We start from the raw sequence: 25,802 nt of genomic DNA, 5'->3' as shown, positions 1-25,802 counted from the left end.
CGAGAAGGATTCTTCACTTTCTAAAGTTCGGCGAGTTTCATCCCTCTGTCCCAGTCCTTTTTTGGATCAAGGCAGACTGCTGCAATGTCAATCTATTTTTATAATAGGTGCAGTTCGCAGGCGATACTGCCCAATGGAAGTATACCAAAATCAACGGGCTTGTACCAACACATTAACCTAATTCTATATCGGCAGAATAGATTTTTTTAATGCCTTCCTTCGTTTCTAAAAGAAGAACACCTTCATCATCTATACCTAACGCCTTCCCGTAAAATGTTCCATTTAATGTTCTGGCCCTCATATTAGTGCCGATTCCCAGCGCATAGCTTTCCCATAAAAGCTTAATCGGCGTAAAACCGTGCGTCATATAATCCCGGTACCGTTTTTCAAAGGAAAGCAAGATATGCTGGATGACACCGGCCCGGTCAATTTTTTCTCCGGCGGCTTGGCTGAGGCTTGTCGCAATGTCCTTCAGGTCATCTGGAAAATCATCCGACTGCTGATTGACGTTAATGCCGATCCCGATGATGACCGAACGTACGCGGTCTTCCTCGGCCTGCATTTCTGTTAAGACGCCGACTGTTTTTTTTCCGTTAATCAAAATATCATTAGGCCATTTTATATCCGTTTGGATGCCTGCTGCCTCTTCTATTCCCTGCACAACAGCTACTGCAGCAAGTAATGTGAGCTGCGGTGTTTTTTGGAGCGGAATGTCAGGCCGTAAAATCAGGCTCATCCAAATACCGTTTCCCTCTTGGGAATGCCACACCCTTGACATTCGCCCTCTGCCGGCTGTTTGTTTGTCAGCCACGACGAGAGTGCCCTCTGCTGCGTTATTATTTGCAAGCTCATGCGCCGTTTTTTGCGTGCTTGATAGAACGTCGTGATAAATAAGGTGCTGGCCCATCACTTCCGTTTTCAGTCCGAAGCGAATTTCACTTTCACTGAGTTTCCCGGGCTTTTTGATGAGACGATATCCTTTTCTCCTAACAGCTTCTACTTCATAGCCCTCTTTCCGAAGCTCTTCAATATGCTTCCACACAGCAGTTCTGGAACAGCCGAGGGCGTCACTGATTTTTTGGCCGGAAATAAATTCATTTCCAGCCTGAGAAAATAATTCAATAAGATCTTTTCTTAATGTTGACCGCATGTCTTCAGCCACTCCTCTATGTGCTTCTTTTGATTGGAGAGCTTTCCCGTCAAAACAGCCTGCTCAATCCGCTGTAATTCTTCCGACACCCATTGTCCGGCAGGCCGGTTTCGCAGAGCAAGCAAATCCTTACCCGTGATATCAAGATCCTTAAGGTTTTTAATCGGCAGGCTTTGATAAGCGTTTTGGATGTCCTTCAATTTTTCTTCATCTAGTTTTTCGTTTTGCCGAAGCTGTGATATTCTGGCCGCTGAAAGAAGTGCTTTTTCCCCAGCCTCGTACATTGACATAGCGTCAAGGCTTTGGCCAAACGTATAGGCAATGTGAATGGCTTCCTTCATTACTTTTCCCGGAAGCTTCCATGCTTTCAGGAAAAGCGGCGCATCTTTCAAATCTATTTCAAGATCAATTAAAAGCGCAGCCCAAAGCTCCTCACGGGATGTTAAAGAGTCAAACGAAAACTCACTCGCCGCAAGCAGGTTCTCTCGTTTATGATAAAAACCAGGCAGTTCTTCGTACAACCCAGTTTGAATGAGAGTTTGAAGCGCCTGGCGGGACGCTCTTCCCTTTAGCAGTTTCTCGAACTCTATTGTTTTTCGTTCAACTGAAACATGGGATAAGAGTGTTTTTTCCTTCGTGATCGCTTCTTCTGTTTCTAGTGAAAGCGTAAAGCCAAGCTGGCTCATAAAACGTACGGCTCTCAGCATGCGAAGCGCATCCTCTTGAAATCTGTCCTTGGGCCTTCCGACGGTTCGAATCAGCTTCTGATCAATATCTTTCTTGCCGCCAAAATAATCAAGCACTTGACCTTCCGCTGTCATGGCCATCGCGTTAATCGTCAAATCCCTGCGTTTCAAATCCTCTTCTAATGATGTGATAAAGTTCACTTCTGAAGGTCTTCTATAATCCTCATACTCTGATTCAGTCCGGAATGTCGTGACTTCATAGGTTTCATCTTCCCAGAGCACAATAATGGTCCCGTGCTCTTTTCCTACATCAACCGTCCGCTGAAACAGCCGTTCTACTTGATCCGGTGCCGCATCAGTCGCAATATCGACATCTCCGATCGTTCGTTTCATATAGCTGTCTCGAACTGCGCCTCCCACAAAATAAGCCTGGTGGCCCGCTTCAATTAAGGTGTGGAGCACGGGAAGCGCTTTGATAAAAACTTGTTCCATATGATCACTCCGGTTCTGCTAAATCGGCATAAATCTGTTCATACTGGCTGACAATTTTTTGTGAAGAAAATTCATTTTTTAGCATTTCCATTGCCGCCTTTGTAAAACCCTTGCTTAGCTGTTCATCTTCTAAAATACGCATCGCGCAGGCTGTTGCGGCTGCAACGTCGCCGACATCCACCAAAAATCCGCTCACACTGTTTTTAATAACCTCCGGGATACCGCCAGTGTTTGTTCCGATACAAGGCACTCCGCAAGCCATCGCTTCAAGCAGGACAAGTCCGAAGCTTTCTTTTTCGGACAGCAGCAGTTTCAGATCGCTAATAGAATAAAGCTCCTCAACACGGTCTTGATTTCCAAGCATTAAGACTTGGTTTTCCAATCCATATTTTCTGACAAGCTCACAGGCCGTCGACTTCTCCGGGCCGTCCCCGACTAAAAGCAGCTTGGCTTTCGTTTTGCCGGCGATATTCCGGAACACGCGGATGACATCCTGCACGCGTTTGACCTTTCTGAAGTTAGACACATGGATGACGACTTTTTCGTCTGGTAAAATACCATGTTTCTCTTTAATCGCTCCATTGTTTTTCTTCAAATACACGCGCTCATCTATAAAGTTATAAATCGTTTCTATTTTTTTCTCCGGTTTAATTAAATCGTACGTTTCAGCTGCAAGCGCTGAGGAGACAGCGGTCACCCTGTCTGATGCCTCAATGGCAAAACGGATAAGATCTTTTAGAGACGGGTCATAGCCTAGCACCGTAATATCCGTGCCATGCAAAGTTGTCACAATGCCGATATTCCGTTTCAGCATCTGCTTTGCTAGATAGGCGCAAACGGCATGCGGGAGAGCGTAGTGAGCATGTATAATGTCTAAATTCTCCCGTTCCGCCACCTCAGCAATTTTGCTTGCCAATGCCAAATCATACGGCGGATACTTAAAAACAGCATATTGATTAACCTCAACCTCATGAAAATGAATATTGGGGTGATATGTATTCAGTCTAAACGGGATGCTTGATGTGATAAAATGGATTTCATGTCCTTTTTCAGCAAGCTGCTTCCCCAGTTCTGTCGCAATGATACCTGAGCCTCCGACGCTCGGATAACATGTGATCCCTATTTTTAGTTTTTTCATTGTTCGCCCCCAAGCACATCATGATCGAGCAACAGCATCCGTTTGGAAAAGAAACCCTCGGCATACTCCACACCCGCTTCTTTACCGTAAAGCTTTTCTCTCGCTTCAACGATCTCGATATAGCCATTCGTCAGAGGAGTTGAAACTGAATTCTTTGACGGTATAAACTGGCTTTTGTAGGCATTAAGGCTTTGTTTCTTGGCCTCTATTGTATCCGATATATCAATGACAAAATCAGGCTGATGAAAACCATTTATCATATAGTAGTAAACCTTGCTTATTTTATGCGCGGGAAGGCTCTTTTCATCTTTATATTTATGGATTCCTGCGGAAAAGATTGCTTCTTCCACCAGTGCAGCGGCATTGCCGTGATCCGGATGGCGATCCTTTTTATATGGCATAAAAACTGTTTTTGGCCGGCAGGTTCTGATCACACTGACAATCGCCCGAATGGCCTGATCACTCATCATCAGGCTGCGGTCTGGAAGCGTCAGCTGCATTCTTTTTTCTGCGCCTAATATACGGGCTGCGTCAGCTGCTTCTTCTTTACGTAAACTGACCGTTCCGTTTGAAGAGAGTTCCGCTTCGGTCAAATCGCATATCATTACTTTTTTTCCTTGTTTGACAAACTTTGCGATTGTGCCGCCCATTCCGATCTCGACATCATCACTGTGGGCGCCAAAAGCAAGAACGTCAGCATTATACATTCGGCTCTTCTCCCCTAAGAAGATTGCGGAATTCGAAAACACCTTCATCAAGGGTGCGGACAAGAATCTCCGCGGTACCCATATTTGTGGCGAGCGGAATGGAATACACGTCACATAACCGGATTAATGCCGAGACATCCGGTTCATGCGGCTGCGCGGTCAGCGGGTCGCGCAAAAAAATGACAAGGTCGAGTGCATTGGCTGCAATCAGTGCGCCGATTTGCTGGTCTCCCCCTAAAGGGCCGGATTGAAAACGTTCAATTTGAAGACCTGTCGCCTCTTGAATTTTCAACCCCGTTGTTCCGGTTGCGTATAGGTCGTGATGCCTCAAAATATTCCGATAGGCAGTCGTGAATTGAATCATATCCTGTTTTTTCTTGTCATGCGCGATCAAAGCAATTTTCATCATTTATCCCCCTGTCTAATCAATGATATTTTCTAATCCATACACAAGCTGGTCAATCTTCATGACTTGTTCGACTGACAGTTTAACACCTGACATGAAAGAAGCGCGGTTATAGGAATCGTGGCGAATCTGAAGCGTTTGGCCATCCATGCCGAACATGACTTCCTGATGTGCGATCAGCCCCGGAAGACGCACGCTGTGCAAGCGGATACCGTTTTGCTCCGCTCCTCTTGCTCCTGGGAGAATTTCTTTTTCATCGGGATGTCCTTGTTGTTTTTCTTTACGGACTTCTGAAATCATTTCCGCTGTTTTAAGTGCAGTTCCGCTCGGTGCGTCAAGCTTTTGGTCATGGTGAAGCTCAATAATTTCTACATCCTCAAAGTAGTTGGCAGCCATTTTCGAAAATTTCATCATCAGCACCGCACCAAGTGCAAAGTTTGGAGCGATGATGGCTCCGATTCCCTTCTCTTCTGTTAGAGACGTGAGCTCATTTAAATCATCTTCTGAGAAACCGGTCGTTCCGACAACAGGACGAACTCCGTACTCTAATGCAATTTTTGTATGTATTTTCCCAATTTCAGGCGTTGTTAAATCAATTAAGACATCCGGCTGTGTTTCTGTAAAGCAGGCATGGATATCTGTGTAAATCAGAGCCTCTGACTCAACAGACATCACATCAGATAATTTTTGCCGGTCGTATGTATGGTCAATGGCCCCAACAAGGTCAAACTGAGGTGTTCGTTCCGCCAATTTCACAGCTTCCTGCCCCATTCTTCCACGCGGCCCTGCAATGACTACTTTAATTGTTTCGTTTGACATCATGATCTCCTCTACTTTCCTTCTTCTATTCTAGTCCAGCGATCTTTATCTCTCGTATTAAATTTATACATCACTCGGTCGTGGGCTTCCTCTAATGAAATATCAAGTGAGTTGGCTAAACAAACCAACACAAACAGCACGTCGCCCATTTCCTCTTCCATGCTTTTATCATCTTCAGTCGCTTTTTTTGGTTTTTCTCCATAACGATGATTGACTTCTCTGGCAAGCTCGCCCAGTTCTTCGGTCAGCCTTGCCATCATGGCAAGCGGGCTGAAATACCCTTCTTTAAATTGGCCAATGTAACGGTCTACCTCAGCCTGTATGTCTTTCATTGTTTTTTCACTCACTGCACGAAACCTCCTATCATCCTCTTACATGTTAGCTAATTCAGATACGTTTGACAAATGTTTAAGCACGTTTGCTGTTTTCTTTTTCATCCACTATAATATAAACGCTATCCAATGGAAGGAAAAGGGGTTTTGTGTGATGCTTGGAGAAATTAGATTAAAAAACATATTTTTCATTTTAATCGGAGCGGCAATTTTTTCATTCGGCTTGGTTCATTTCAATATGCAGAACAATCTGGCTGAGGGCGGTTTTACAGGTATTACACTTTTGCTTTATGCCCTTTTCCATATCAGCCCCTCTATCTCGAACCTGGTTTTGAACATCCCGATCTTTTTTATCGGCTGGCGTTTACTTGGCAGGACTATGTTTGTTTATACCCTTGTCGGCACTGTCGCCTTGTCTTTGTTCCTCAGCATCTTTCAGCGATATGAAATACATATGCCTCTTCAGCATGATTTAGCGCTCGCTGCTTTATTTGCCGGCGTGTTTATCGGAGCCGGATTAGGAATTATATTTAAGTTTGGCGGAACGACAGGCGGGGTTGATATTATCGCCCGTTTGGTCAATAAGTATTTTGGGATTCCGATGGGCAGAACGATGTTTGCTTTCGATGCCTGCGTCATCATTTTGTCTTTGCTTACTTATCTCTCCTATAAAGAAGCGATGTATACCCTGGTGGCTGTATTTGTAGCTGCAAAACTCATTGATTTTATTCAGGAAGGCGGATACACTGCTAAAGGCGCTACGATCATCTCATCGAAAAACGACCGGATTCAGAAAAAGATTCTTGAAGAAATGGAACGAGGCGTCACCATTTTGAAAGGACAGGGTTCCTATACAAAAGAGGATATAGATGTCCTTTATTGTGTGGTGCCGAAAAACGAATTGGTAATGCTGAAAAGTGTGATTAACTCCGTTGATCCTCATGCCTTTGTGGCGGTAAGCGATGTCCACGATGTGCTCGGAGAAGGATTTACGCTTGATGAAAATAAAAATCCGCTTCCCCGCTGATATTTAATTATAAAAAGGCGGCTGCCGCCGCCTCAGATTGTTGACAAAATCCTAAAACGACTTTCGTTTTAGGATTTTGTCATCTTTTCAGCGTGATTGAAAACCTTTGAAGTCTAGGAAGGACGAGCATTGGAGCAGGCTTCCGCAGGATGCGGTGACAGCGGCGTCTGAGCAGGGCGCTCTAGCTTTTAGCCGCTGATCTTTTTTTACGCGAGCACCAACGCGCAGGACTGACAACGAATGCGAGGGTTTGCCGACACGCTGAGGCAGCTGCCGCCCCTCATGCTTATTTAGGGTAGTCCCGTTTTTTCAGCTTGTTTTTTTCCGCTTTGTATTTTCTGTAGCCGACATAGGTGAGAGCAGTAATAATGATACTGCCGGTTGTGATCATCACCCAGAGCAAAGACGGATCAGCATCATCCTCTTCCACCCTGTCAAATACGTTTTTCAGATCATGCTGAAGAAGGGATAGCCGTTCAAGCTTCGTGCTCTCGGTCATTTGCTGAAATTCCTCTTGCTCAATGACTTCTATATGTTTTCCGACTGTTTCAAGCTGATCCTCTGATACATCGATTGTAAGACTGGGATAAATCAAATCATATAAACTGATAAATTCATTCCATTTTTCATGAAAGCTCGTGCTTTCATTCTTTTGAACATCCTGCTTAAGTTCAGCAAAGGCTTCCATAATCGGTTTTTCCAGTGAGCCCCAAAGCGGAACGGATCGATTCTCAACCGCATCCACCAGCATTCTGAATTGCGCGGCTGCTCTGAGTTTTTGTATATCTGATGTATCAGTCTGCTTTAAGCTCCGTACCATATCGTTATAGCCCAGTGTGATTTGACGGATTTGGGCTCCGGTTAGCATGAGGTCTTGCTGTTTTTTTTCAGCGGATTTTAATGTTTTTTCAAAATAATCCAAGACTTGCAGCGCCTCTTCATATTTCGACTGGCGGGTCATTTGAAAGACTGTATCGGATAAATCATTCAATTCTTCGAGGCTTCCCCGCTCTGCAGCCTTGGCATTTCCATTATAAAAAATAAGAGCAATCAACAAACAGATCGTCAGCTTTCGTTTCATGCAGGTCCCTCCCACTCTCTCTCCTTACAGAATATGAAGAAAGGGACAAGGATAGACCAAGATTGTCTTTACATCAGGTCAAGCTTTGTTTGCTTTTTTGAAACCACTAAAAAGTAAGCTAGCCCGATTGAAAAGATGCTGAGCCAAAATGTTCCGTACCCTATATCTGTCATATAATCAGAAAGCATAGAGTATTGAGGCATCATGTCAAACAAGTAATCAATGACATCGTTATGCAGCGTCCAGACTGCAGCAATTGCAAGATGCCAAAAAGAAAAACGAAAATACGGACTGTACAATACGCCTTGGACCGCCATTGCAAAATGCGAGGCAATCAGCATATAGCCCTCCCACGGCAAGTCACCTGTTACAGCCAGCACAAGAAAATTCATAGCGACCGCCCATAGACCGTACTTTACGAGGGTGACTAGCGCAAGCGCCTCAAAGAGCGGAGCGTTCCGTTTCATGATAAAGGCGAGCAGCACAAACAGAAAGAAAAATGTTGCTGTCGGACTGTCCGGAACAAAAATCAGGAAACGGGCCGGTGTCTCCAGAAGCTGCGGCAAGTACCAATAGTACCCGTAAACCGTTCCCAGAAAATTAATGGCTAAGACAAGAATCAGCATCGGGCGCTGTCCTAATACATATTGAAACCATTTCACATCATATCAACTCTCAGTCTGTAAAAAATAAGGTGTCCATATAAAAAAGCTGACGCCGGGTCAGCTTTTGATATTCAAAGTATATCCTTCCATTACACCATTCACAATATGTTTATTTTGCGGTTGTTTCCGAAATGAATTTCGCAAGTTCTTCGAGCTGCTTATCATTCCCTTTAAACACACCCGCCGGCATTTGGCCTTTCCCTTCGACAGCGATTTTTTTGATTTCTTCCGGTTTCAGTCCAGTGTCCACTAATGAAGGCCCGGCCGCTCCCCCTTGAAGGTTATCCCCATGGCAAGAAATACAGCCCTGCTCCTTAAAAATCTTATATCCTTCCGCATTGGTGTCAATGTCGGCTTCTTTTGTGATTTTTCCCTGTTCTTCTGCCTTGGCCCAGTCGTGAGTCGCAACTGACTGCCACGTCAAAAATACAGCAGCGGAAATGGCCAGAAGCATCATACCGACAGCAACAGGACGCTTCCAAGGCCTTCTTTCCGTTCCTCTGTCAAGAAATGGCGCCAAAAGCAGGGCGCCAAAAGCGAGCCCCGGCATAATCATGGCGCCGACCACTGTAAAGCTCCCGGCGGCGTATTCATACTTCAACAGCTGGTATAAGAAAAGAAAATACCAATCCGGCAACGGAATATAACCAGTATCAGTCGGGTCCGCCATCCGCTCCAAAGGCGGCTGATGCACAATCGTCAAAACAAGAAAACCGATCAGAAAGACAGCGCCAACCATCCATTCCTTCAACAAGAAATTCGGCCAGAAAGCCTCTGTTTTCCCGGGATACTCCGAATAATCCTTCGGTATATTCGGCTTTTTTTCAGCCGGTATCCTTGAGTCGCCTACAAATTTCATCCCTTTGCCCCGGTGCATGTCATCCCCTCCCTTTTATTCGCAGATCAAGAGTTTAAAGCGGTCCTGAAATCCCCTGCTTTCGGATCATAATAAAATGTGCAGCCATCAGCCCGAACAATGCGGCAGGAAGAAAGAATACATGGATCGCAAAAAACCTAGTCAGCGTTTGGGCGCCTACAATATCCGGGTGCCCCGCAAGGAGTGTTTTGACTTGCGTCCCGATCAAAGGCGTGGCTTCAGCGATCTGCAGCCCGACTTTTGTTGCGAACAGAGCCTTCATGTCCCAAGGCAGCAAGTAACCTGTAAAGCCAAGCCCGAGCATGACAAAAAAGATCAGCACACCGACAATCCAGTTCAGCTCGCGCGGCTTTTTATACGCCCCTTGGAAAAAGACCCTCAGCGTATGTAAAAACATCATCACAATGACCAGGCTCGCACCCCAGTGGTGCATCCCCCTGACAATCTGGCCGAATGCCACTTCATTTTGCAAATAATATACCGATTCCCAGGCATTTTTAATATCAGGCACATAGTACATCGTTAAAAACATTCCAGATAACACTTGGATAACGGTTACAAAAAACGTCAATCCTCCAAAGCAATACACAAACGCAGAGAAATGATGGGCGGGATTTACATGTTCCGGTACTTCGTGATCGGCAATATCCCTCCACATCGGTGTAATATCAAGCCGCTCATCTACCCAGTCATAAATTTTGTTCAGCATGTCACCCTTCCCCCTTAGGCTTTGCTTTTCCAAGATACAGGAAGCCGTCTTTTACTTCTTGCTCATAATGATCAAGAGGCGCTAGCGGCGGCGTGCCCGGGACATTGGTGCCGTCCTTTTCATAGAGTCCGTAATGGCATGGACAAAAGAATTTATTCGGATTTTTAGGATCACTATTCCAGTTCACCGTACATCCTAAATGTTTGCAAATTGGCGAAAGCGCTACAATTTCATCCCCGTTTTTGAAGACCCAGGCTGATCTTGACTCTTCTGACTCATACCAGGCATCGACTTGATTAATTTTGAAATCAAAACGCTGCGGTTCTTTTGTCAGCTCATCTACGCTGACAACCTGAACCATATCCTGCTTTCCTGTCGATTTTAATACCGGGTCGAGTGCGAAGCGAACCATAGGCATGAGCATACTAGCCGCCATAAAACCCCCTACGCCTGTAAGCGTATAATTTAAAAATTGACGTCTGGATATATCATGTTTTCCGCCCATCTTTTCTCCCCCCTCTAGGTCACCCCTGCAAACTGACTAAAATAGAAAATATTGCAATAACACTAGACACCCTCATAATATATGAATCTCTCAACAAGGTCAATATAGCCAAAATATTGTTTATCAGGAAATGTAAGTGTTTTTATGAAGCGCTCCACAACTGTAACAAAACGTTCAAAATTTCAGCAGTGCGTTCATCTAATATTTTTCTTTTTAAAGAGTCATTCAAATGCTCTAACGGAACAGACGGTGTCACAATGATTTCACCTAATGCATGCTCGTTTTTCCAATTTTCGTCAGATGTGAGCAACACAACATGCGGAAATTCTGATATGAGCTCTTCCCGTAAATCTTGTAGTCCATGAACGGTTTTTTCATTTCTATCAACATATGTATAAGGGGGCAGTAAATATACCCGTCCCTTTAGCTGCCTTTCCAGTTCTTCTGACAGAAGCTGCGTGAATTCGCCTTTCTCGGCCGCCATTTTGAAATGGCCCCCTACTTTAATGTTAATTAGTGGAATGACAGCGGTATCAATATAATCTTTTGCTTGTAAATAGTCCTTGGCATCAGTGATTCTCCACCTCATCGTTCTCCCCCTTTACGACAACAAGCCTTGCAATACGCTGCAAGGCTGGTCTTATTATGTGAGCTGATTCAATTGGCGCGATAATTGTTCAAATGCGTCTTTATCATGACGATCTAGCGCGTCGTCAATATCTTTTAATAATTTTTCTTTTTGGAATGTAGAAATAGCGTGCTCCAAAATTTGTTCAGCCAACCCCTGATCTTTTTTGTTCTCAAACAGATCCTTTGGAATATGCGGATTGGACTCCAGCACCGCCGCATACTCAGGTGAGCTGTAAGCTGAACGGAAATTAAGCTGGATAAACAAATCCTGCTGTTTATTTAATCTAATATCATGAAAAGATTTTTCCGCGTCGGTTGTCATGACATTCTCTTTATAGAACCGAAACGGAACTTCTTCAACACAATGTGTTGACATGATGATGCCTCTCGGACAAAATTCTGCCTGCTCTACAAAATGAACCTTCTCCATGAGAGAATCATGGCTCATTAAGTAGTTCAAGATCCAAACGCACTCTCGGCGCTTTAACTGATAATGGTTTAAAAACCAACGGATAAAATCCTTTTTCTCATTGACAGAAACAGGGGTCTGCATGTAATTCCCTCCTCTATCGTTCGTATAATCTATATACTTATATGTTCCACATGAATGGTGATCATTCCTGCTTATCTAGAAAATTCATCTTCGATTCGCAAAATCGTTTCTTCCAGCTCTTCATTGGTTCCGTCAATTTCAAGAACCTTTTTCAAAAGCGGCAGCGCTTCTTTTTGAAGGCCTTCTTCTAACAGGAAGCTTCCGTATTCATATAAGAAATCTCTGTCATCCCGGTAGTGAAGAAAGGCAGCCTCAAAGGATTGTTTTGCTTTCTCGTAATGCTCCAATTCGGTATATGCGCTTGCAAGATACCAGTTGTATTTCGGATCTTCTTCTCCGTAGCCGCGCACCTCTTGAATAAGATCAATGATCAGTTCATAATCCTCTTCTTTATGATACACGGCAAGCAGTGTATGAAGTGCTTCGACGAAGCCCGGATCAAGCGCAAGCGCCTCCTGAAGCAGCTTTTTCCCATCTTCTGACTTCCCGATTTTCAAGGCCATTTTTGCAGCATAGAGGAAAAGTTCTTTGTTATATTCATCATAACTGATACCCTCTTTTGCCGTTTTTAATGCCTCTTCATACATTCCTTCAGCTTCATAGCTTTTCGAAAGCGGCATATAAAGTGAAGAATAAGACGGATCAAGCCCCTTTAAATCAGACAGCTGCTTAATCGCTGTTTTAACAAACCCCGCCTGTAAGGCTGTAAACCCATAGCCGAAAATCGTATTAGGATCAGGATTCTCATCAGCAGCTTTCTCGTACCACGGAATGGCATCCTCAAATTCACCTGAGGCACTTAACGATTCTGCAAGTCTTTGATGGACGTTAACGCCACCGATCTCACTCTGCTCCTCAGCCGTTGTTTTAAAATATTGAACCGCTTTTGCATAGGCTCCCTGAGTAAAGTAAAGTTCACCCAGTGCGAAATCAATAATGGGTTCATTGGCCAAAATGGACTTTGCTTGTAAAAGCTTTTGTTCACTGACTTCGAATAACCCCTGCATCTGATAAAGATCCGCCATAAGCAGCAAACTTTCCGGATATGATGGATCTGTTTCCGGAATGGTTTCCAGCACAGCGAGGGCTTTTTCTTCTTCGTCAATATCTATTAAAAGTTCAGCATAAAAATTCGTCAGTTCTGTTTCATTCGGATATAAATCATGTAAGTCACTGATCAGTGAAATCGCTTTTTCTACATTGCCCCACTCGTAATACAGCTGGGCTGCGATGGCTTTATCTTCATCATGGAGCTGTTTTTCGGCTTTTGACAGAGTATTGAGGCCTTTTTCTGTTTCACCTGCTTCAACTAATTTTATGGCTTCTTGAATCAATGTATTCAAATCGGACCGGTCCTTTCTTTTCCTATACAACATCAACCATACAAAAAACTTTATTTGTTGGGGTTAATCTTATCATAATTCAGACGATTGCCCCCGGCAAATAAGATGCTTGCTGTACGGCAGGGAATGATTGAGTCTTTTTAGTTTACCAAAAGATCTTGAGATAGAAAATGAAAAAAGGAAGATCGCCCTCTGTACAGTAAAGCAGCTCTCTGACCTGCCGGCTTGTAAGTAAAGCAAATCCCCCCTTTTCGTTTTTCTTTTCCCTCTATAAGACAAGCTATGTTTTTTTCCTTGAATTGTGATTCTTACAGCCAATCCGCACAAAAAATCCTGAAGCAAGAACTTCAGGATTTGTTTGAAAGCGTCGTTAAATGCTCGAAGAAGGTTGGATAAGAGACATGAATGGCATCTGTCTGCTCGATTTCAATCGGCTCCTCCGTTATAGAGGAAGCGATGCCAAGCATCATTCCGATTCGATGATCTCCATGACTGGACACTGTGGCGCCGCCTTTTAGTGTTTGTTTGCCATGAATCATCATTCCATCTGCTGTCGGTTCAATCTCAGCACCCAGCTTACGAAGCTCGGAAACCACAGTGTCAATGCGGTTTGTTTCTTTTACTTTAAGCTCTGCCGCGTCCTTAATTACGGTGATTCCTTCCGCCTGAGTCGCAAGAAGCGCGATGATAGGGATTTCATCAATTAAACGCGGAATAATATTTCCTCCGATTTCAACCGCTTTTAGAGATGACGTTTCTATGACCAAATCTCCGTAAGGCTCCGCACTGCTGTCAGCAGACGGTTTGATGTCAAGTTTTGCCCCCATGTTTTGAAGGACGTCAATGATACCTGTCCGAGTCGGATTTAAACCTACGTTTTTCAGTACAATGCTGCTGTTTGGAACCATTGCACCCGCAGCAAGGAAAAACGCCGCTGAAGAAATGTCCCCAGGAACAAAAATATCTGCAGCTGTCAGTTTCTGGCCTCCTGCAATAGAAACACTCGTTTGATCTTCAGAAAGTTTAACCCCAAAAGCAGAAAGCATCCGCTCAGTGTGGTCACGAGATTTATGAGGCTCTGTGACGGTTGTTGTGCCCTCAGCTTGCAGTCCGGCCAGCAAAACAGCCGATTTAATTTGCGCGCTTGCAACAGGTGAGACAAAATCAATTCCTTTTAATGAAGCGCCGCTCACTGACAGAGGTGTAAATTCTCCGCCGGATCTGCCGTCGATTTTAGCCCCCATTTGTTTCAAAGGCTCAGTTACACGTTTCATAGGGCGCTTTGCAATGCTCTCATCTCCAGCTACCGCACTGTAAAAAGGACGGCCCGCCAAAATTCCGAGCATCAGGCGAATCGTTGTGCCTGAATTTCCGACGTCTAAAAAGCTTTCTGGCTCGCTCAGGGAATCGATTCCTTTTCCGTAAATCACTACATCGCTGCCGTTTTGCTCGATTTGAACACCCATTTTTCTAAAGCAATCGATCGTGCTCAGACAATCCGCTCCCGGCAGAAAGTTTTTAACAGTTGTTGTGCCTTTCGCCAGCGCCCCAAACATGACGGAGCGATGAGAAATGGATTTATCACCGGGAATCTGTATTTCTCCGTTTAAAGCCTGCACCTTTTCTCTTTTCATTATTTTCCACCTCAATCAGCATAAAAAGTTTCATATTCCGCCCGGGCTTCAATGCAATGTTCAGCCCGTTTGCGGTCGTCATCAGACTGAAAACTGATCCTTAAAATCCCGTTAATATCTTCTCGTGTTTCAATAATGCGGATATTCGTAATACTGATGCGCTCCGCAGCTAATATAGCCGTTATCTCGGAAATCACACCCGGATGGTCGGGAACATCCACATATAAATCATAAAATGCAGGGATCGCACCCTTCTGCCGAAGCGGCAGCCCGTCGCGATAATCCTTAGCGTTTTTAAAATAACGAAATAGATTTTCCGCATCTTCTTGTTCTACATATGTCCGGATCGTCTCGATTTCTCGAATCCACTCATCAAAACGATCCAAGATTTTATCTTTATTATGTAATAGAATATCCCGCCACATTGCCGGGCTGCTCGATGCAATCCTCGTAATATCCCTGAACCCGCCGGCAGCAAAACGCTTAACAAGCGGATAAAGCTCTTCCGAATGATGGGTTTGGTGAACAAGGCTTGCTGCGACAATATGCGGAAAATGACTGATCACACTTGTCACGCCATCATGCTCTTCCGGTGACATTTCCACAAAATGGGCATTTGTCCCGTTCAGCAGGTTTTTTAACTGTTCTACCGCTTGTCTTTCCGTTTTATGCCCTGGCGTTAAAATATAAAATGCATTTTCAAACAGGAATTCCTTCGCAGCAGCCACTCCTGATTTGTGTGACCCCGCCATCGGATGCCCTCCGACAAATTGATAGCGGCTAGGCAGCACTTGATCAGCATATTGAACCACTTTTTGCTTTGTGCTTCCTACATCGGTAATCAAAAGCTGGTGTTCAATTCCTGAATGAGCCAGCTCATCAAGCATAAGCAGCGTTTGCGCGACAGGTGTCGCAATGATCACTGTAGCTGCCTCTTTCGCACCGCTAATAAACGAATCAGCACGCTCGTCAATCACACCTAATTTTAAAGCGGCTACCGCCTGTTCATCAGAAATGTCGATCCCGATAATCCGTTTGCCGGGATGCTTTTTTTTGATCGCTAACGCAATCGAACCGCCTATCAATCCGAGACCGGCGAGCAATATTGTGTCTTTCATTCGATTCATACGTCATCACCTGGTTTATAGACTAAAGAGGTGATATTTAATCACCTCTTATAAAATTTCAGCTAAAATTGCAAGGATTTCTTCATTTTGCTCTTTTGTTCCGATCGTTATCCGGAGTGATGTCGGGAAACCTAATGCATTTCCTGACCGGACAATATAGCCTTTTTCCAGGAGAGCCTGAAACAGTTCATCGGAAGGACGGTTACAGTCTATTAACACAAAATTTGTTTCTGAAGGGTAGCACTTTAAACCATGAGTCTGAGCAAAATCAAAATATTGCTGAAGGCCTGCTTTATTTTGCTCGACACAGGACGTAATAAACGCTTGGTCATCAAGCGCTGCGATCGCCGCAGCCTGGCCTAGACGGCTCGTGTTAAAAGGCTCTCTGGCCGGCTCAATCTGGCGAATCAGGTTCTCGTCAGCAATTCCGTATCCGACTCTGAGCGCTGCCAGTCCGTAAGCCTTTGAAAATGTGCGCAATATCATTAGATTGGAATAGTTGCTTAAGAGCGGCACGGTTTCCGGGTAATCCTCTGCTGTTACATATTCATAATATGCTTCGTCAAGCACAACGAGGACACGAGAAGGCACGCGCTCCAGAAAAGCAAGTAATTCTCCTTCTGATGTATAAGTGCCAGTCGGGTTATTCGGGCTGCATATCCAAACGACTTGTGTCTGTTCGTCAATCGCTTCAAGCATGGCGTCTACATCATGTGAGCCGTCAGGACGAAGTGCGATTTCACGAACTTCAGCACCTTCAATGACCGCATTGTGTTTATATTGCGGAAAAGTCGGTGCAGCTGTTATCGTGTTGGTTTTCTCATTTAAAAATGCCCGGCAGATGATCTGAATGATTTCATCTGAACCGTTTCCGAAAATAAGCGATGTTTCGCTGACATTGAGGTGCTCACTGAGCCTTGTCCGCAAAGCGGCGCTATACCCATCGGGGTAAAGGGCAAGCTGTTGAATCTCATGATGAAGCGCCTCTTTTGCCGCTTCTGAACAGCCGTAAGGGTTCTCATTTGAAGCTAGCTTCACGACTTTATCCAAGCCATATTCTAATTTCACTGCTTCAATCGGCTTACCAGGCTGATAAGGCTTCAGCTGTTTTAAATGTTCTTTGATACGCAAATCCAGTCACCTCTTTAAACTGTACAAGCCGCCAAACGCCGTTGCGTAATCTTCAAACTCCTGCAGCGCTTGATCTCTCGTTTCAGCGCTGATGAGCCGGTCCTTTAGCTCTTCTATTTTTCTGACGAGCGCACTTCCCACTACGACACCGTCACAAATTTTATTCATCTTCATAACCTGTTCGCGGTTTGAAATACCGAATCCTACAGCAACCGGAACAGTACTGAGATCCTTCACTGCCCGGATGAACGGATAGACGGATGAATTGAACTCATTGCGGACACCGGTCACACCTAGAGAAGATACACAGTAGACGAAGCCCTCGGCTTGTTCAATAATGGTTTTCAAACGGCTTTCGCTTGTCGGCGCAACCAAAGAAATATACGTCACCTCATGATTTTTGCATTCCGCTTGGAGGCTGGCGCTTTCTTCTAATGGCAGATCCGGAACAAGCAGACCGTCAATATGATTTTCCCGCAGTAAAGCGAAAAAGTATTCTTTGTTCAATTGTAACACAGGATTATAATACGTAAAGAGGATAATCGGAATATCCACTCCGTTTTTTTTCATTTTTCCGCCTAATTCGATTGCCTTTACGATATTCATTCCATGATCAAGCGCCCGCTTTGAAGCTCTCTGGATCACCGAACCGTCTGCAAGCGGGTCTGAGTATGGAACACCAAGCTCCAATGCCGTGGCACCTGCTTTTTGGAGAGACTTCGCCAGTTCAATCGAAACCTCAGGCAATGGATCACCCGCTGTAATAAACGGGATAAACAATTTTTCTGGCGATTGAAGGTTTAATTTAAACATGCGCTTTCACCTCTTCTTCCAATACATTCATTAATGTGTTGACATCCTTATCTCCCCGTCCTGATAAACAGACAAGAATGATTTGATTGCGATCCATCTCTTTGGCGAGTTTGAATGCTTTCGCTAACGCATGGGCAGATTCAATCGCCGGCAAAATTCCTTCTTTTTCTGATAAGAGTTTTAATGCATCCACCGCTTCTTCGTCTGTGATACTGTCATAAGTGACACGGCCGCTCTTATGCAAATAAGCGTGCTCCGGACCGATTCCAGGGTAGTCGAGTCCTGCTGAAATGGAGTAAGGCTCAATAATTTGCCCGAACTCATCTTGAATGAGATAAGTCAATGAACCGTGAATAACGCCTACGGTTCCTTTCGAGATAGTAGCGGCATGAAGAGGAGTATCAATTCCTTTTCCGGCTGCTTCAGCACCGATCAGTTCAACGTCTTCATCTAAAAACGACTGAAACATGCCCATCGCATTACTTCCTCCGCCTACACACGCCACTACTTTATCAGGCAGAGCGCCTTCAATGCGTTTCAGCTGATCCTTCGCTTCTTCTCCGATCATTTTTTGAAATTCACGAACCACTTGCGGATAAGGGTGCGGTCCGACAACTGATCCAATCATGTAAAAATGATCCTCGCAATGTTGAACCCAGTACCGAATCGCCTCATTTGTGGCATCCTTCAATGTGCCGTTTCCGCTTGTTACAGGCACAACTTCCGCTCCAAGCAGCTTCATGCGGAAAACATTCAGAGACTGGCGGGCAACATCCTCCTCGCCCATAAACACAGTGCAGGAAAAGCCGAATTTAGCTGCGACTGTCGCTGCGGCAACACCGTGTTGACCAGCGCCGGTTTCAGCAATGATTTTCGTTTTTCCCATTTTCTTAGCGAGCAGCGCTTGACCTAACGCATTATTGATTTTATGAGACCCTGTATGGTTCAAATCTTCTCGTTTCAAATAAATTTTCGCGCCGCCTAAATACTCAGTAACTCGATCAGCAAATGTGAGTGCAGTCGGCCTACCGGAATAGTCATTTAACAGCTTGTAATATTCATTACGAAAAACAGGATCATCCTTGATTTCTTTAAATGCGGTTTCAATTTCTTCTAACGGCTGCATCAGTGTTTCCGGAACAAACTTTCCGCCAAAATCGCCGTATCTGCCTATTTCATTCGGGTATGGATACATATTGATTCATCCTTTCTTCTAAAAACCTCATCAGATTCTGATCTTTTTGTCCGTTTTTTTCGATTCCGCTGGCTAGGTCAATTCCTGCCGGATGATATTTCAATAGGTCTGTGATGGTATCAGGATTCACGCCGCCTGCGATAAAACAGCGTTTGCCTATAGCCGCCTGCTGGTATTCCGGCACACAATCCCACGAAAAAGCAACACCAGTGCCGCCTCTTGCCCCTTTGACAGATGAATCAATCACAAAGCCGTCCACATCACCTTTAAAGCGGGCTATTTCTTGAGTTGTGTTCTCATGATGGTGAAGCGCCTTCCATATTTCACAATCTGTCAGCATGCGAAGCGCCTCGGCATCCTCAGGTTCCTCATCACCGTGAAGCTGAATGACGTCGAGATTCAAGTCTTCGGCAATGCGTGACATCATCTCTATCGATTCATTAACAAAAACCCCTGCAACCTGTTTTTCGACACGAACTTGACTCAGCCACTTTTTCACATCTTGCGGAGATACTTTTCGTTTGCTTTCAGCAAAAATAAAGCCCAGATAATCAGCCTGTGAGTCCGCTGCAAGCTGCAAATCCTGCAATGACCGTATGCCGCAATATTTTAATGCCGGCTTCTTCACATCCTCACTCCCCAAACAAAGCATAGATTGCTTTTTGCTGTGATGTTTGTCTCATCAATGATTCACCGATAAGCACAGCTTGTGCCCCTTGTTCTTTGACGAATGTTAAGTGTTCTAAAGAACCGATCCCGCTTTCGCTGACTAGCAGTGATTCTTTCGGAACTAGAGTTGCGATTTGTTCTGTCTGTTTTATAGAGGTTTCAAATGTTTTTAAGTTTCGATTGTTGATGCCGAGAATATCAGGTGTGAACACTTTCAATATTTGTTCAAGCGTTGATGCATCATGAACCTCCACTAACACGTCCAGCTGCTTTTCACCTGCTTCCAGATACAGTTCGTGAAGTTGGAAAGGATCAAGCGCCTCACCGATTAACAATATGGCATCCGCTCCGATTCTTTTTGATTCCTCCACTTGCAGAGAATCAATAATAAAATCTTTTCTAAGTACAGGTATTGAAACAGCGCGCTTCACGTCTGATAAATAGCTGTTTTCCCCTTGAAAAAACGGGGTGTCAGTTAAAACGGAAAGCGCATCTGCCATCGCATTTTGATAGTCTTTTGCAATCCGCTCAGGGACAAAATCCTTTTTAATAAGCCCCTTAGACGGCGAAGCTTTCTTCACTTCGGCAATCAACCCGATAAACCGATTCGGGCTTGCCAGCGCCTCTTTAAATGAACGTTTTTCGAAAGGCTGCTCTTCCGGCAGGACCAGTGTTTTTACTTCTTCTTTCTTTTGTTTGATGATGTTTTCAAGCATAGATCTCTTCCTCTTTCTGCTTTAGTCGTTCGAGCTGCGCGGCTGCGCCTCCGCTTGTAATCGTCTCTAACGCTAGCTCGGTTCCTTCCTTCAATGAGGCGGTAATCCCCGCCGTGTATATCGCAGCCCCTGCATTAAAAGCAGTAATAGATAAAGCGGAACTGCTGCTTTTATTTTCAAAAATATTCTGAATGAGATAGGCACTCTCTTTCGGTGACTGCACCTGTAAATCTTCAAGTCTGCCATTTGTGAAACCGAAATCTTCGGGTGATACGGTATATTCCCGGCGCTCCCCGTCCTTTAATTCAATTACATCAGTCGGTGCTGTAATGGAAAGCTCATCTAAACCGTCACGGCTTGCTACGAACAGGACGTGCTTCGGCTGAAACGGCTCCAGCGCGCTTGCCATTAGTCCCGCTTTTTCAGCGGAATAGACTCCGATCACCTGACGCTTCGCTTGTAAAGGATTGCTGAGCGGTCCGAGCAGATTAAATACCGTTCTAAAACCTAGTTCTTTTCTTGTACCGGCTACATGTTTCATAGACGAATGATAAAGCGGGGCAAAGAGAAAACCCATATTGTAAGTTTCAATGCTGCTTTTAACCTTCTCGGGAGTAGTTTGAATCGGAACCTCTAACTCCTCTAGTACATCAGCGCTTCCGCTTTTAGAAGAGACAGAGCGATTGCCGTGCTTAGCGATTTTTGCACCGGCTGCAGAGGCAACAATTGCCGATGCTGTTGAGATATTAAAAGTGGAAACACCATCTCCTCCGGTACCGCATGTATCAACTACATCAGGAAGTCCATCGACTGCAAGAGCTCGCGCCCGCATCGCCTTCACAAAACCCGTAAGCTCTGCTGGCGTTTCTCCCCGATGGGCAAGGATAGACAATATACCGCCCATTTCAGAAGGAGCCATTTCCGCTGTCATCATCATATTCATCAGTGCTTCAGCCTCACCGGCAGTAAGTGTTTTTCCGTCAACGCACAATTGTAGAAATTTGTTCATCAGCTTTATCCTCCTTGCTATGGAACATGTCTTCTGCAATATGAATCGTTTTCAGCAGCGCACCCGCTTTATTGCAGCTTTCTTCATATTCGGATTCCGGAATAGAATCAGCAACAATACCAGCTCCTGCTTGTATTGATGCAACACCGTTCTTTACACTCATCGTGCGAATCGTAATACAAGAATCGATATTCCCGTCAAATCCGATGTAAGCGATACAGCCGCCGTATGTCTCTCTCGGCGTGGGCTCAAGCTCTTGCAAAAGCTGCATGGCACGGATTTTTGGAGCACCTGTTAAAGTTCCTGCCGGGAAAGCGGACATCAGTGCATCGACAGGATGAACACCTTCTTTCAAGCGGCCAGTAACCACTGAGATAATGTGCATAACATGCGAAAAGGAGACAATTTTGGTGAACTCCGGCACAGAAACAGATCCGTATTCTGCTACTCTGCCGACATCGTTCCGAGCAAGATCAACGAGCATGTAGTGCTCCGCTTTTTCTTTATCATCCTTCATCAGCTCAGCTTTGAGTTTTTCATCCTCCTCTTTGTCTGCGCCTCGTTTTCTCGTTCCGGCAATCGGATGGATTTCCAAGTGCCCGTCCTGAACGTGGATTAACCGTTCTGGAGAGCTGCCGACTATTTCTCTGTCTTGGAGTTTCATATAATACATATACGGAGAAGGATTGACGATCCTAAGCACTCGGTATAATTCAAAGGCCTCTGCTTTTATCGGAATCTCAAATTTCTGTGACAAAACGCCTTGGAAGATATCGCCCGCTTTTATATATTCTTTGATTTTCTCTACATCAGCCATAAAAGCCGATTTTTCATAATTAGAAGACACGGTTTCAAAGCTGGGTGTCTGATATGAATCAGCAGATAGAAACAGCTCTTTTATATTTTTTTGATTCATCATTTTTTCAATGAGATCTTGGAGCTCCTGATGATGTTGATGAAACACATCGATTTTTTCGTTTTCTGTTTCTTGTCCATTGAGTCTCGCATATTGGATAAAGTGGACATTTTTGGTTTCATGATCATACGCAATTAATGTCCGACAAACAAAGAGCATACACTTTTCCAATCCTGTTTCCTTTGCGTGCGGAGGAACAGATGACTCAATCAGCGGAATCATATCATAGCTTAAGTATCCGACAGCACCGCCGACAAAAGGAATACCAAGCTCCGGCGTTTTGATTTTGTACGTGGTATTCATCCAGTTCAGCACTTCTTTTAATTCGTTTCCTGTGTAAAGAGATCTGCCGTCCTGATCAGCAGCTGTAAAACGGCTCTCCTCTTCTTTAATCGTGAGAAATGGATTCAGGCCGATAAACGAATATCTTGACCAACTGGATGTATCATCCTTGCTTTCAAGAAGATATGTAATCTCCCTGTCGAGCTTCTCTATCATTTGAATGGGTGTCAGCGTATCGACTGTGAAGGTCTCCACAATCGGTATAGTGTGGGAGGACAAGCTGTCCTCTAAAAATGCAGAAATGTTTGATTGGAAATTCATAACTCTCACTCCTTTTGGCAAGGAGAATGAGAAGATGGCATGAGAGGATAAAACGATATAACAAATAAACCCAAAAGAAAGGCTTCTTTTGGGTAGAATAAACATACATGTCTCAGCTCAACTAAACTCATTCTCTGCTACCCTATTCTCTGACTCAACTCATTTAATCGCTTTATACACGCTCTTGTGTATTTCTAAGCTGTTCTTATCGTATTACAATTCAGTATTTTTTGTCAATGATAAATCGGGTCTTAATACGACGGCTTTTTCTAAATATACATGTCTGATCTGATCCTGAGGAACATCTGTCTGGACGGTCATCATGACTCTTATGCACTTTTTCAGACCGCCGGCCACATCCATTTCCTGCATACATGTTACCGGCACATACTGCCAGCCTGAAAGCTCACGAACAGCTTTTGCCGGAAAAACGGAGTGCAAATCAGGTGTCGCCGAAAGAAGCATTTGAACAACATCTTCGGGCTTTGTTTTGTTTTCTTCTATGATTTTCTCTAACAGCTGTTTTGTTTTTTGTAAAATTTCTTCTTCAGTATCCCGTCCAACTGTAGTTGCTCCGCGAATTCCGCGAATCATCATGATGTTACCTCCAATCGCCATTTGTTCAGCCAGCTCTCTAGTTCATTTTTGGAAAATGTGCGATCAGCAACTTTTCCTAATTCGTTGAGCACGATAAACTGAATCATCCCGCCGCGGGTTTTCTTATCATTCATCATGCGATCTAAAAGAACTGAAGATTGCGCCTCTTTTTTGATTCGACTTGGATACCCCAAGCTTTTTAGCCAGCTGACCAAACGTTTTCTGTCCATTTCACAGCCCGCTGTCTTTTCGCTTAAATATAAAGCAAACTGCATCCCGAGGGCTACGGCATCACCGTGAGTGATCTGCCCGTATCCATATTCCGCCTCAACGGCATGGCCGAGCGTATGTCCAAAGTTTAAGTAAGCTCTTATCCCCTCTTCTTTTTCATCCTGCTGAACAACAGACGCTTTAATTGAAATGCCTTTAAAAATCATATCATTCAGCTGATCACTTGTAATATCGTGCAATGAATGGATATTCAGCAGCTCTTCCAGAAACGATTTGTCATAGATAAAAGCGTGTTTAATCACTTCTGCCATCCCGGACCGAAGCTCCTTTTCGGACAGAGAACGAAGGAAGTCTGTATCGTAGAGCACGGCTTTCGGCTGATAAAACGCACCGATTAGATTTTTTCCGAGCGGATGATTCACGGCCACTTTTCCTCCGACGGCGCTGTCATGCGCTAAAAGCGTCGTAGGCATTTGAATAAAATCAATGCCGCGCATAAAAGTAGCAGCCACAAATCCGGCAAGATCTCCTACAACACCGCCACCGAATGCGATGATGCATGAGGAGCGATCCATATGAAAACGAATCGCTTCACTCTGCAGTTTTGTGTACATGTCCATAGATTTCGCCTGCTCTCCGCTCGGCACCGTCACTTTTTTCACAGGCCATTTTTCTTCCAGCAAATGAAGCATTTCATCACCATACAGGCGATCCACCTCTTCATCTGTGACAAGCATAATTCGTGTTAAAGGCCTGTTTAAAGAGGTTAATAGTTCACAAACCTCTTTTCTGATGCCTTGTCCGATAAAAACAGGATACGACGAGGAAGCGGTTTGAACATGCAGTGTTCTCATTAAAATTCCCTCGACAGTTTTCTCATATTCTCCACATTTTCTCTAATGCGGTCGATTTGATCTAAGCCGAATTGTTCAACGACTGCGTTCGCAATTTCCCATGCGACAGCGGCTTCAGCTACTACACTTGCCGCAGGCACTGCACAGCTGTCTGAACGTTCAATGCTGGCAGAAAATGGTTCTTTTGTTTCAATATCCACGCTTTTCAGCGGTTTATACAAAGTCGGAATCGGCTTCATGACCCCGCGGACAACAATCGGCATACCTGTTGTCATGCCGCCTTCCAGTCCTCCAAGTCTGTTTGTAGCGCGAGTATATCCCTTTTCCTCGTCCCAAATGATCTCATCATGAACTTCGCTTCCATTTCTGCCGGCCGCCTCAAAGCCGATGCCGAATTCAACACCTTTAAATGCGTTAATTGAAAGTACAGCAGCAGCAAGCTTGCTGTCCAGCTTGCGGTCATAATGGACGTAGCTGCCCACGCCTACTGGCATTCCCTCGACAATGACTTCTACAATTCCGCCGATGGAATCGCCGTTTGCCTTCGCTTCATCAATGGCAGCCATCATTTTGTTGCCTGCTTCTTCATCGTAGCATCTGACCGGAGACTCCTCCGTGACACGCTGCAGGTCATCAATTGACGTATATTCTGTTTTCTCAGCTTTAACTGCGCCAATTTGCAATACATGGCCCGCCACCTTAATGCCCAGCTCAGAAAGAATCTTTTTAGCGACAGCTCCTGCCGCCACTCTGACAGTTGTTTCCCTTGCTGAAGAGCGCTCCAGCACATTTCTCATATCGCGATGATTATATTTAATCGCACCGTTTAAGTCAGCGTGACCTGGTCTCGGTCTGGAAATTTGACGCTTCATTTCCTTTTCTTCATCCTCTGTAATCGGAGCCGGACCCATGATTTTAGTCCAATGTTTCCAGTCGTTGTTTTCTACTGCGAGAGCAATTGGTGAACCGAGCGTTCGGGCATGGCGCACCCCGCTCATAATTTTGGCCTGGTCTTTTTCAATCTGCATGCGGCGGCCGCGGCCGTGGCCTTTTTGGCGTCTGGCAAGCTCAAAATTGATATCTTCCTCCATTATGTAAAGCCCGGCAGGCACACCTTCAATAATGGTCGTCAGTTGGGGGCCGTGTGATTCTCCGGCTGTTAAATATCTCATGACTTCTTCTCCCTT

General features: G+C 44.7%; 28 protein-coding genes. 1 reads left to right on the top strand and 27 read right to left on the bottom strand.

Annotated elements, in window-relative coordinates:
* Positions 1-172: 172 nt before the first annotated feature.
* Genes JMN17_RS03615 through JMN17_RS03585 form a run of 7 tightly spaced genes read right to left on the bottom strand, consistent with a single transcriptional unit; the run spans position 173 to position 5,745 of the window.
* Positions 173-1,150, bottom strand: coding sequence for a biotin--[acetyl-CoA-carboxylase] ligase (locus JMN17_RS03615; protein ID WP_202327412.1), 978 nt, complete (start codon positions 1,148-1,150; stop codon positions 173-175).
* Entirely contained in the window at positions 1,135-2,328 is a 1,194-nt protein-coding gene (locus tag JMN17_RS03610; protein WP_202327410.1) for a CCA tRNA nucleotidyltransferase, read from the bottom strand. Before JMN17_RS03610 ends, JMN17_RS03615 begins: the two co-directional genes overlap by 16 nt.
* A gap of 4 nt (positions 2,329-2,332) precedes the next feature.
* Positions 2,333-3,466: an N-acetyl-alpha-D-glucosaminyl L-malate synthase BshA gene (gene bshA, locus JMN17_RS03605; RefSeq protein ID WP_087990517.1), complete on the bottom strand. Its 1,134-nt coding sequence runs from the start codon at positions 3,464-3,466 to the stop codon at positions 2,333-2,335.
* Positions 3,463-4,173, bottom strand: coding sequence for a bacillithiol biosynthesis deacetylase BshB1 (bshB1, locus tag JMN17_RS03600; RefSeq protein WP_202327408.1), 711 nt, complete (start codon positions 4,171-4,173; stop codon positions 3,463-3,465). Before bshB1 ends, bshA begins: the two co-directional genes overlap by 4 nt.
* Positions 4,166-4,579: a methylglyoxal synthase gene (gene mgsA, locus JMN17_RS03595; protein WP_087990519.1), complete on the bottom strand. Its 414-nt coding sequence runs from the start codon at positions 4,577-4,579 to the stop codon at positions 4,166-4,168. Before mgsA ends, bshB1 begins: the two co-directional genes overlap by 8 nt.
* A 15-nt stretch (positions 4,580-4,594) precedes the next feature.
* Positions 4,595-5,398, bottom strand: coding sequence for a 4-hydroxy-tetrahydrodipicolinate reductase (dapB, locus tag JMN17_RS03590; protein ID WP_202327406.1), 804 nt, complete (start codon positions 5,396-5,398; stop codon positions 4,595-4,597).
* Between the two features lie 11 nt (positions 5,399-5,409).
* Positions 5,410-5,745, bottom strand: coding sequence for a nucleotide pyrophosphohydrolase (locus tag JMN17_RS03585; RefSeq protein ID WP_039074303.1), 336 nt, complete (start codon positions 5,743-5,745; stop codon positions 5,410-5,412).
* Between the two features lie 139 nt (positions 5,746-5,884).
* On the opposite strand from JMN17_RS03585, the gene JMN17_RS03580 reads away from it, so the two are divergent.
* Complete coding sequence (locus tag JMN17_RS03580) at positions 5,885-6,757, top strand: YitT family protein (protein WP_087990521.1); 873 nt, start codon at positions 5,885-5,887, stop codon at positions 6,755-6,757.
* Between the two features lie 286 nt (positions 6,758-7,043).
* On the opposite strand, the gene ypjB is transcribed toward JMN17_RS03580, so the two are convergent.
* The 20 genes from ypjB to aroC all read right to left on the bottom strand — a co-directional run bounded on the left by ypjB (position 7,044) and on the right by aroC (position 25,787).
* Entirely contained in the window at positions 7,044-7,838 is a 795-nt protein-coding gene (gene ypjB / locus JMN17_RS03575; protein ID WP_087990522.1) for a sporulation protein YpjB, read from the bottom strand.
* Positions 7,839-7,906: 68 nt separating this feature from the next.
* On the bottom strand, positions 7,907-8,500 hold the full coding sequence (locus JMN17_RS03570) for a DUF1405 domain-containing protein (RefSeq protein ID WP_176365269.1): 594 nt from the start codon (positions 8,498-8,500) through the stop codon (positions 7,907-7,909).
* 112 nt (positions 8,501-8,612) lie between these two features.
* Positions 8,613-9,380, bottom strand: coding sequence for a menaquinol-cytochrome c reductase cytochrome b/c subunit (locus JMN17_RS03565; protein ID WP_087990523.1), 768 nt, complete (start codon positions 9,378-9,380; stop codon positions 8,613-8,615).
* Positions 9,381-9,414: 34 nt separating this feature from the next.
* Positions 9,415-10,089 (bottom strand): menaquinol-cytochrome c reductase cytochrome b subunit, encoded by a 675-nt coding sequence (gene qcrB / locus JMN17_RS03560; protein ID WP_003225560.1) that lies wholly within the window; start codon positions 10,087-10,089, stop codon positions 9,415-9,417.
* A gap of 1 nt (position 10,090) precedes the next feature.
* Positions 10,091-10,594 (bottom strand): ubiquinol-cytochrome c reductase iron-sulfur subunit, encoded by a 504-nt coding sequence (locus JMN17_RS03555; RefSeq protein WP_003230627.1) that lies wholly within the window; start codon positions 10,592-10,594, stop codon positions 10,091-10,093.
* Between the two features lie 142 nt (positions 10,595-10,736).
* Entirely contained in the window at positions 10,737-11,183 is a 447-nt protein-coding gene (locus JMN17_RS03550) for a YpiF family protein (protein WP_202327404.1), read from the bottom strand.
* A 54-nt stretch (positions 11,184-11,237) separates the two neighbouring features.
* On the bottom strand, positions 11,238-11,777 hold the full coding sequence (locus JMN17_RS03545; RefSeq protein ID WP_087990525.1) for a ReoY family proteolytic degradation factor: 540 nt from the start codon (positions 11,775-11,777) through the stop codon (positions 11,238-11,240).
* Between the two features lie 71 nt (positions 11,778-11,848).
* Entirely contained in the window at positions 11,849-13,120 is a 1,272-nt protein-coding gene (locus JMN17_RS03540; RefSeq protein WP_087990526.1) for a tetratricopeptide repeat protein, read from the bottom strand.
* 347 nt (positions 13,121-13,467) lie between these two features.
* Entirely contained in the window at positions 13,468-14,754 is a 1,287-nt protein-coding gene (gene aroA, locus JMN17_RS03535; protein WP_202327402.1) for a 3-phosphoshikimate 1-carboxyvinyltransferase, read from the bottom strand.
* Positions 14,755-14,765: 11 nt separating this feature from the next.
* The gene (locus JMN17_RS03530) at positions 14,766-15,881 is read right to left on the bottom strand and encodes a prephenate dehydrogenase (RefSeq protein ID WP_087990528.1); all 1,116 of its coding nucleotides are present in this window, start codon (positions 15,879-15,881) and stop codon (positions 14,766-14,768) included.
* Positions 15,882-15,929: 48 nt separating this feature from the next.
* Positions 15,930-17,012: a histidinol-phosphate transaminase gene (gene hisC, locus JMN17_RS03525; protein ID WP_087990529.1), complete on the bottom strand. Its 1,083-nt coding sequence runs from the start codon at positions 17,010-17,012 to the stop codon at positions 15,930-15,932.
* A 6-nt stretch (positions 17,013-17,018) separates the two neighbouring features.
* Positions 17,019-17,825 carry a tryptophan synthase subunit alpha gene (gene trpA / locus JMN17_RS03520; RefSeq protein ID WP_202327400.1) on the bottom strand — a complete coding sequence of 269 codons (807 nt, stop codon included), beginning with the start codon at positions 17,823-17,825 and terminating at the stop codon, positions 17,019-17,021.
* A complete protein-coding gene (gene trpB / locus JMN17_RS03515; RefSeq protein WP_087990531.1) occupies positions 17,818-19,020 on the bottom strand; it encodes a tryptophan synthase subunit beta in 1,203 nt (400 codons plus the stop codon). The genes trpA and trpB overlap by 8 nt, the downstream gene beginning before the upstream one ends.
* Positions 19,001-19,648, bottom strand: a complete 648-nt coding sequence (locus JMN17_RS03510) for a phosphoribosylanthranilate isomerase (protein ID WP_202327398.1) — start codon at positions 19,646-19,648, stop codon at positions 19,001-19,003. Before JMN17_RS03510 ends, trpB begins: the two co-directional genes overlap by 20 nt.
* A gap of 4 nt (positions 19,649-19,652) precedes the next feature.
* Positions 19,653-20,405 (bottom strand): indole-3-glycerol phosphate synthase TrpC, encoded by a 753-nt coding sequence (gene trpC, locus JMN17_RS03505; protein WP_202327396.1) that lies wholly within the window; start codon positions 20,403-20,405, stop codon positions 19,653-19,655.
* Positions 20,398-21,414, bottom strand: coding sequence for an anthranilate phosphoribosyltransferase (gene trpD, locus JMN17_RS03500; protein WP_087990534.1), 1,017 nt, complete (start codon positions 21,412-21,414; stop codon positions 20,398-20,400). The genes trpC and trpD overlap by 8 nt, the downstream gene beginning before the upstream one ends.
* Positions 21,386-22,933 (bottom strand): anthranilate synthase component I, encoded by a 1,548-nt coding sequence (trpE, locus tag JMN17_RS03495; RefSeq protein ID WP_202327394.1) that lies wholly within the window; start codon positions 22,931-22,933, stop codon positions 21,386-21,388. The genes trpD and trpE overlap by 29 nt, the downstream gene beginning before the upstream one ends.
* 213 nt (positions 22,934-23,146) lie before the next feature.
* Positions 23,147-23,530 (bottom strand): chorismate mutase, encoded by a 384-nt coding sequence (gene aroH / locus JMN17_RS03490; protein ID WP_087990536.1) that lies wholly within the window; start codon positions 23,528-23,530, stop codon positions 23,147-23,149.
* Complete coding sequence (aroB, locus tag JMN17_RS03485; RefSeq protein ID WP_087990537.1) at positions 23,527-24,615, bottom strand: 3-dehydroquinate synthase; 1,089 nt, start codon at positions 24,613-24,615, stop codon at positions 23,527-23,529. Before aroB ends, aroH begins: the two co-directional genes overlap by 4 nt.
* The gene (gene aroC / locus JMN17_RS03480) at positions 24,615-25,787 is read right to left on the bottom strand and encodes a chorismate synthase (RefSeq protein ID WP_202327392.1); all 1,173 of its coding nucleotides are present in this window, start codon (positions 25,785-25,787) and stop codon (positions 24,615-24,617) included. The genes aroB and aroC overlap by 1 nt, the downstream gene beginning before the upstream one ends.
* Positions 25,788-25,802 lie beyond the last annotated feature (15 nt).

The organism is Bacillus sp. RHFS10, from assembly GCF_016757475.1.
In the GTDB taxonomy this organism is placed as follows: domain Bacteria; phylum Bacillota; class Bacilli; order Bacillales; family Bacillaceae; genus Bacillus; species Bacillus subtilis_G.
Note: the sequence above shows the minus strand (reverse complement) of the source record. Positions and strands in the feature narration are given on the sequence as shown.

Excerpts from the sequence above, each read along its gene's own strand:
- aroA (WP_202327402.1), bottom strand. The coding sequence starts at position 14,754 with ATGAAAAGAGAAAAGGTGCAGGCTTTAAACGGAGAAATACAGATTCCC.
- JMN17_RS03545 (WP_087990525.1), bottom strand. The coding sequence starts at position 11,777 with ATGCAGACCCCTGTTTCTGTCAATGAGAAAAAGGATTTTATCCGTTGG.
- trpC (WP_202327396.1), bottom strand. The coding sequence starts at position 20,405 with ATGCTTGAAAACATCATCAAACAAAAGAAAGAAGAAGTAAAAACACTG.
- aroH (WP_087990536.1), bottom strand. The coding sequence starts at position 23,530 with ATGATGATTCGCGGAATTCGCGGAGCAACTACAGTTGGACGGGATACT.
- JMN17_RS03580 (WP_087990521.1), top strand. The coding sequence starts at position 5,885 with ATGCTTGGAGAAATTAGATTAAAAAACATATTTTTCATTTTAATCGGA.
- dapB (WP_202327406.1), bottom strand. The coding sequence starts at position 5,398 with ATGTCAAACGAAACAATTAAAGTAGTCATTGCAGGGCCGCGTGGAAGA.
- JMN17_RS03530 (WP_087990528.1), bottom strand. The coding sequence starts at position 15,881 with ATGAATCGAATGAAAGACACAATATTGCTCGCCGGTCTCGGATTGATA.
- mgsA (WP_087990519.1), bottom strand. The coding sequence starts at position 4,579 with ATGAAAATTGCTTTGATCGCGCATGACAAGAAAAAACAGGATATGATT.
- qcrB (WP_003225560.1), bottom strand. The coding sequence starts at position 10,089 with ATGCTGAACAAAATTTATGACTGGGTAGATGAGCGGCTTGATATTACA.
- trpA (WP_202327400.1), bottom strand. The coding sequence starts at position 17,825 with ATGTTTAAATTAAACCTTCAATCGCCAGAAAAATTGTTTATCCCGTTT.
- trpE (WP_202327394.1), bottom strand. The coding sequence starts at position 22,933 with ATGAATTTCCAATCAAACATTTCTGCATTTTTAGAGGACAGCTTGTCC.
- aroC (WP_202327392.1), bottom strand. The coding sequence starts at position 25,787 with ATGAGATATTTAACAGCCGGAGAATCACACGGCCCCCAACTGACGACC.
- trpB (WP_087990531.1), bottom strand. The coding sequence starts at position 19,020 with ATGTATCCATACCCGAATGAAATAGGCAGATACGGCGATTTTGGCGGA.
- trpD (WP_087990534.1), bottom strand. The coding sequence starts at position 21,414 with ATGAACAAATTTCTACAATTGTGCGTTGACGGAAAAACACTTACTGCC.
- JMN17_RS03615 (WP_202327412.1), bottom strand. The coding sequence starts at position 1,150 with ATGCGGTCAACATTAAGAAAAGATCTTATTGAATTATTTTCTCAGGCT.
- bshA (WP_087990517.1), bottom strand. The coding sequence starts at position 3,466 with ATGAAAAAACTAAAAATAGGGATCACATGTTATCCGAGCGTCGGAGGC.
- JMN17_RS03555 (WP_003230627.1), bottom strand. The coding sequence starts at position 10,594 with ATGGGCGGAAAACATGATATATCCAGACGTCAATTTTTAAATTATACG.
- JMN17_RS03550 (WP_202327404.1), bottom strand. The coding sequence starts at position 11,183 with ATGAGGTGGAGAATCACTGATGCCAAGGACTATTTACAAGCAAAAGAT.
- ypjB (WP_087990522.1), bottom strand. The coding sequence starts at position 7,838 with ATGAAACGAAAGCTGACGATCTGTTTGTTGATTGCTCTTATTTTTTAT.
- JMN17_RS03610 (WP_202327410.1), bottom strand. The coding sequence starts at position 2,328 with ATGGAACAAGTTTTTATCAAAGCGCTTCCCGTGCTCCACACCTTAATT.
- JMN17_RS03565 (WP_087990523.1), bottom strand. The coding sequence starts at position 9,380 with ATGCACCGGGGCAAAGGGATGAAATTTGTAGGCGACTCAAGGATACCG.
- aroB (WP_087990537.1), bottom strand. The coding sequence starts at position 24,615 with ATGAGAACACTGCATGTTCAAACCGCTTCCTCGTCGTATCCTGTTTTT.
- bshB1 (WP_202327408.1), bottom strand. The coding sequence starts at position 4,173 with ATGTATAATGCTGACGTTCTTGCTTTTGGCGCCCACAGTGATGATGTC.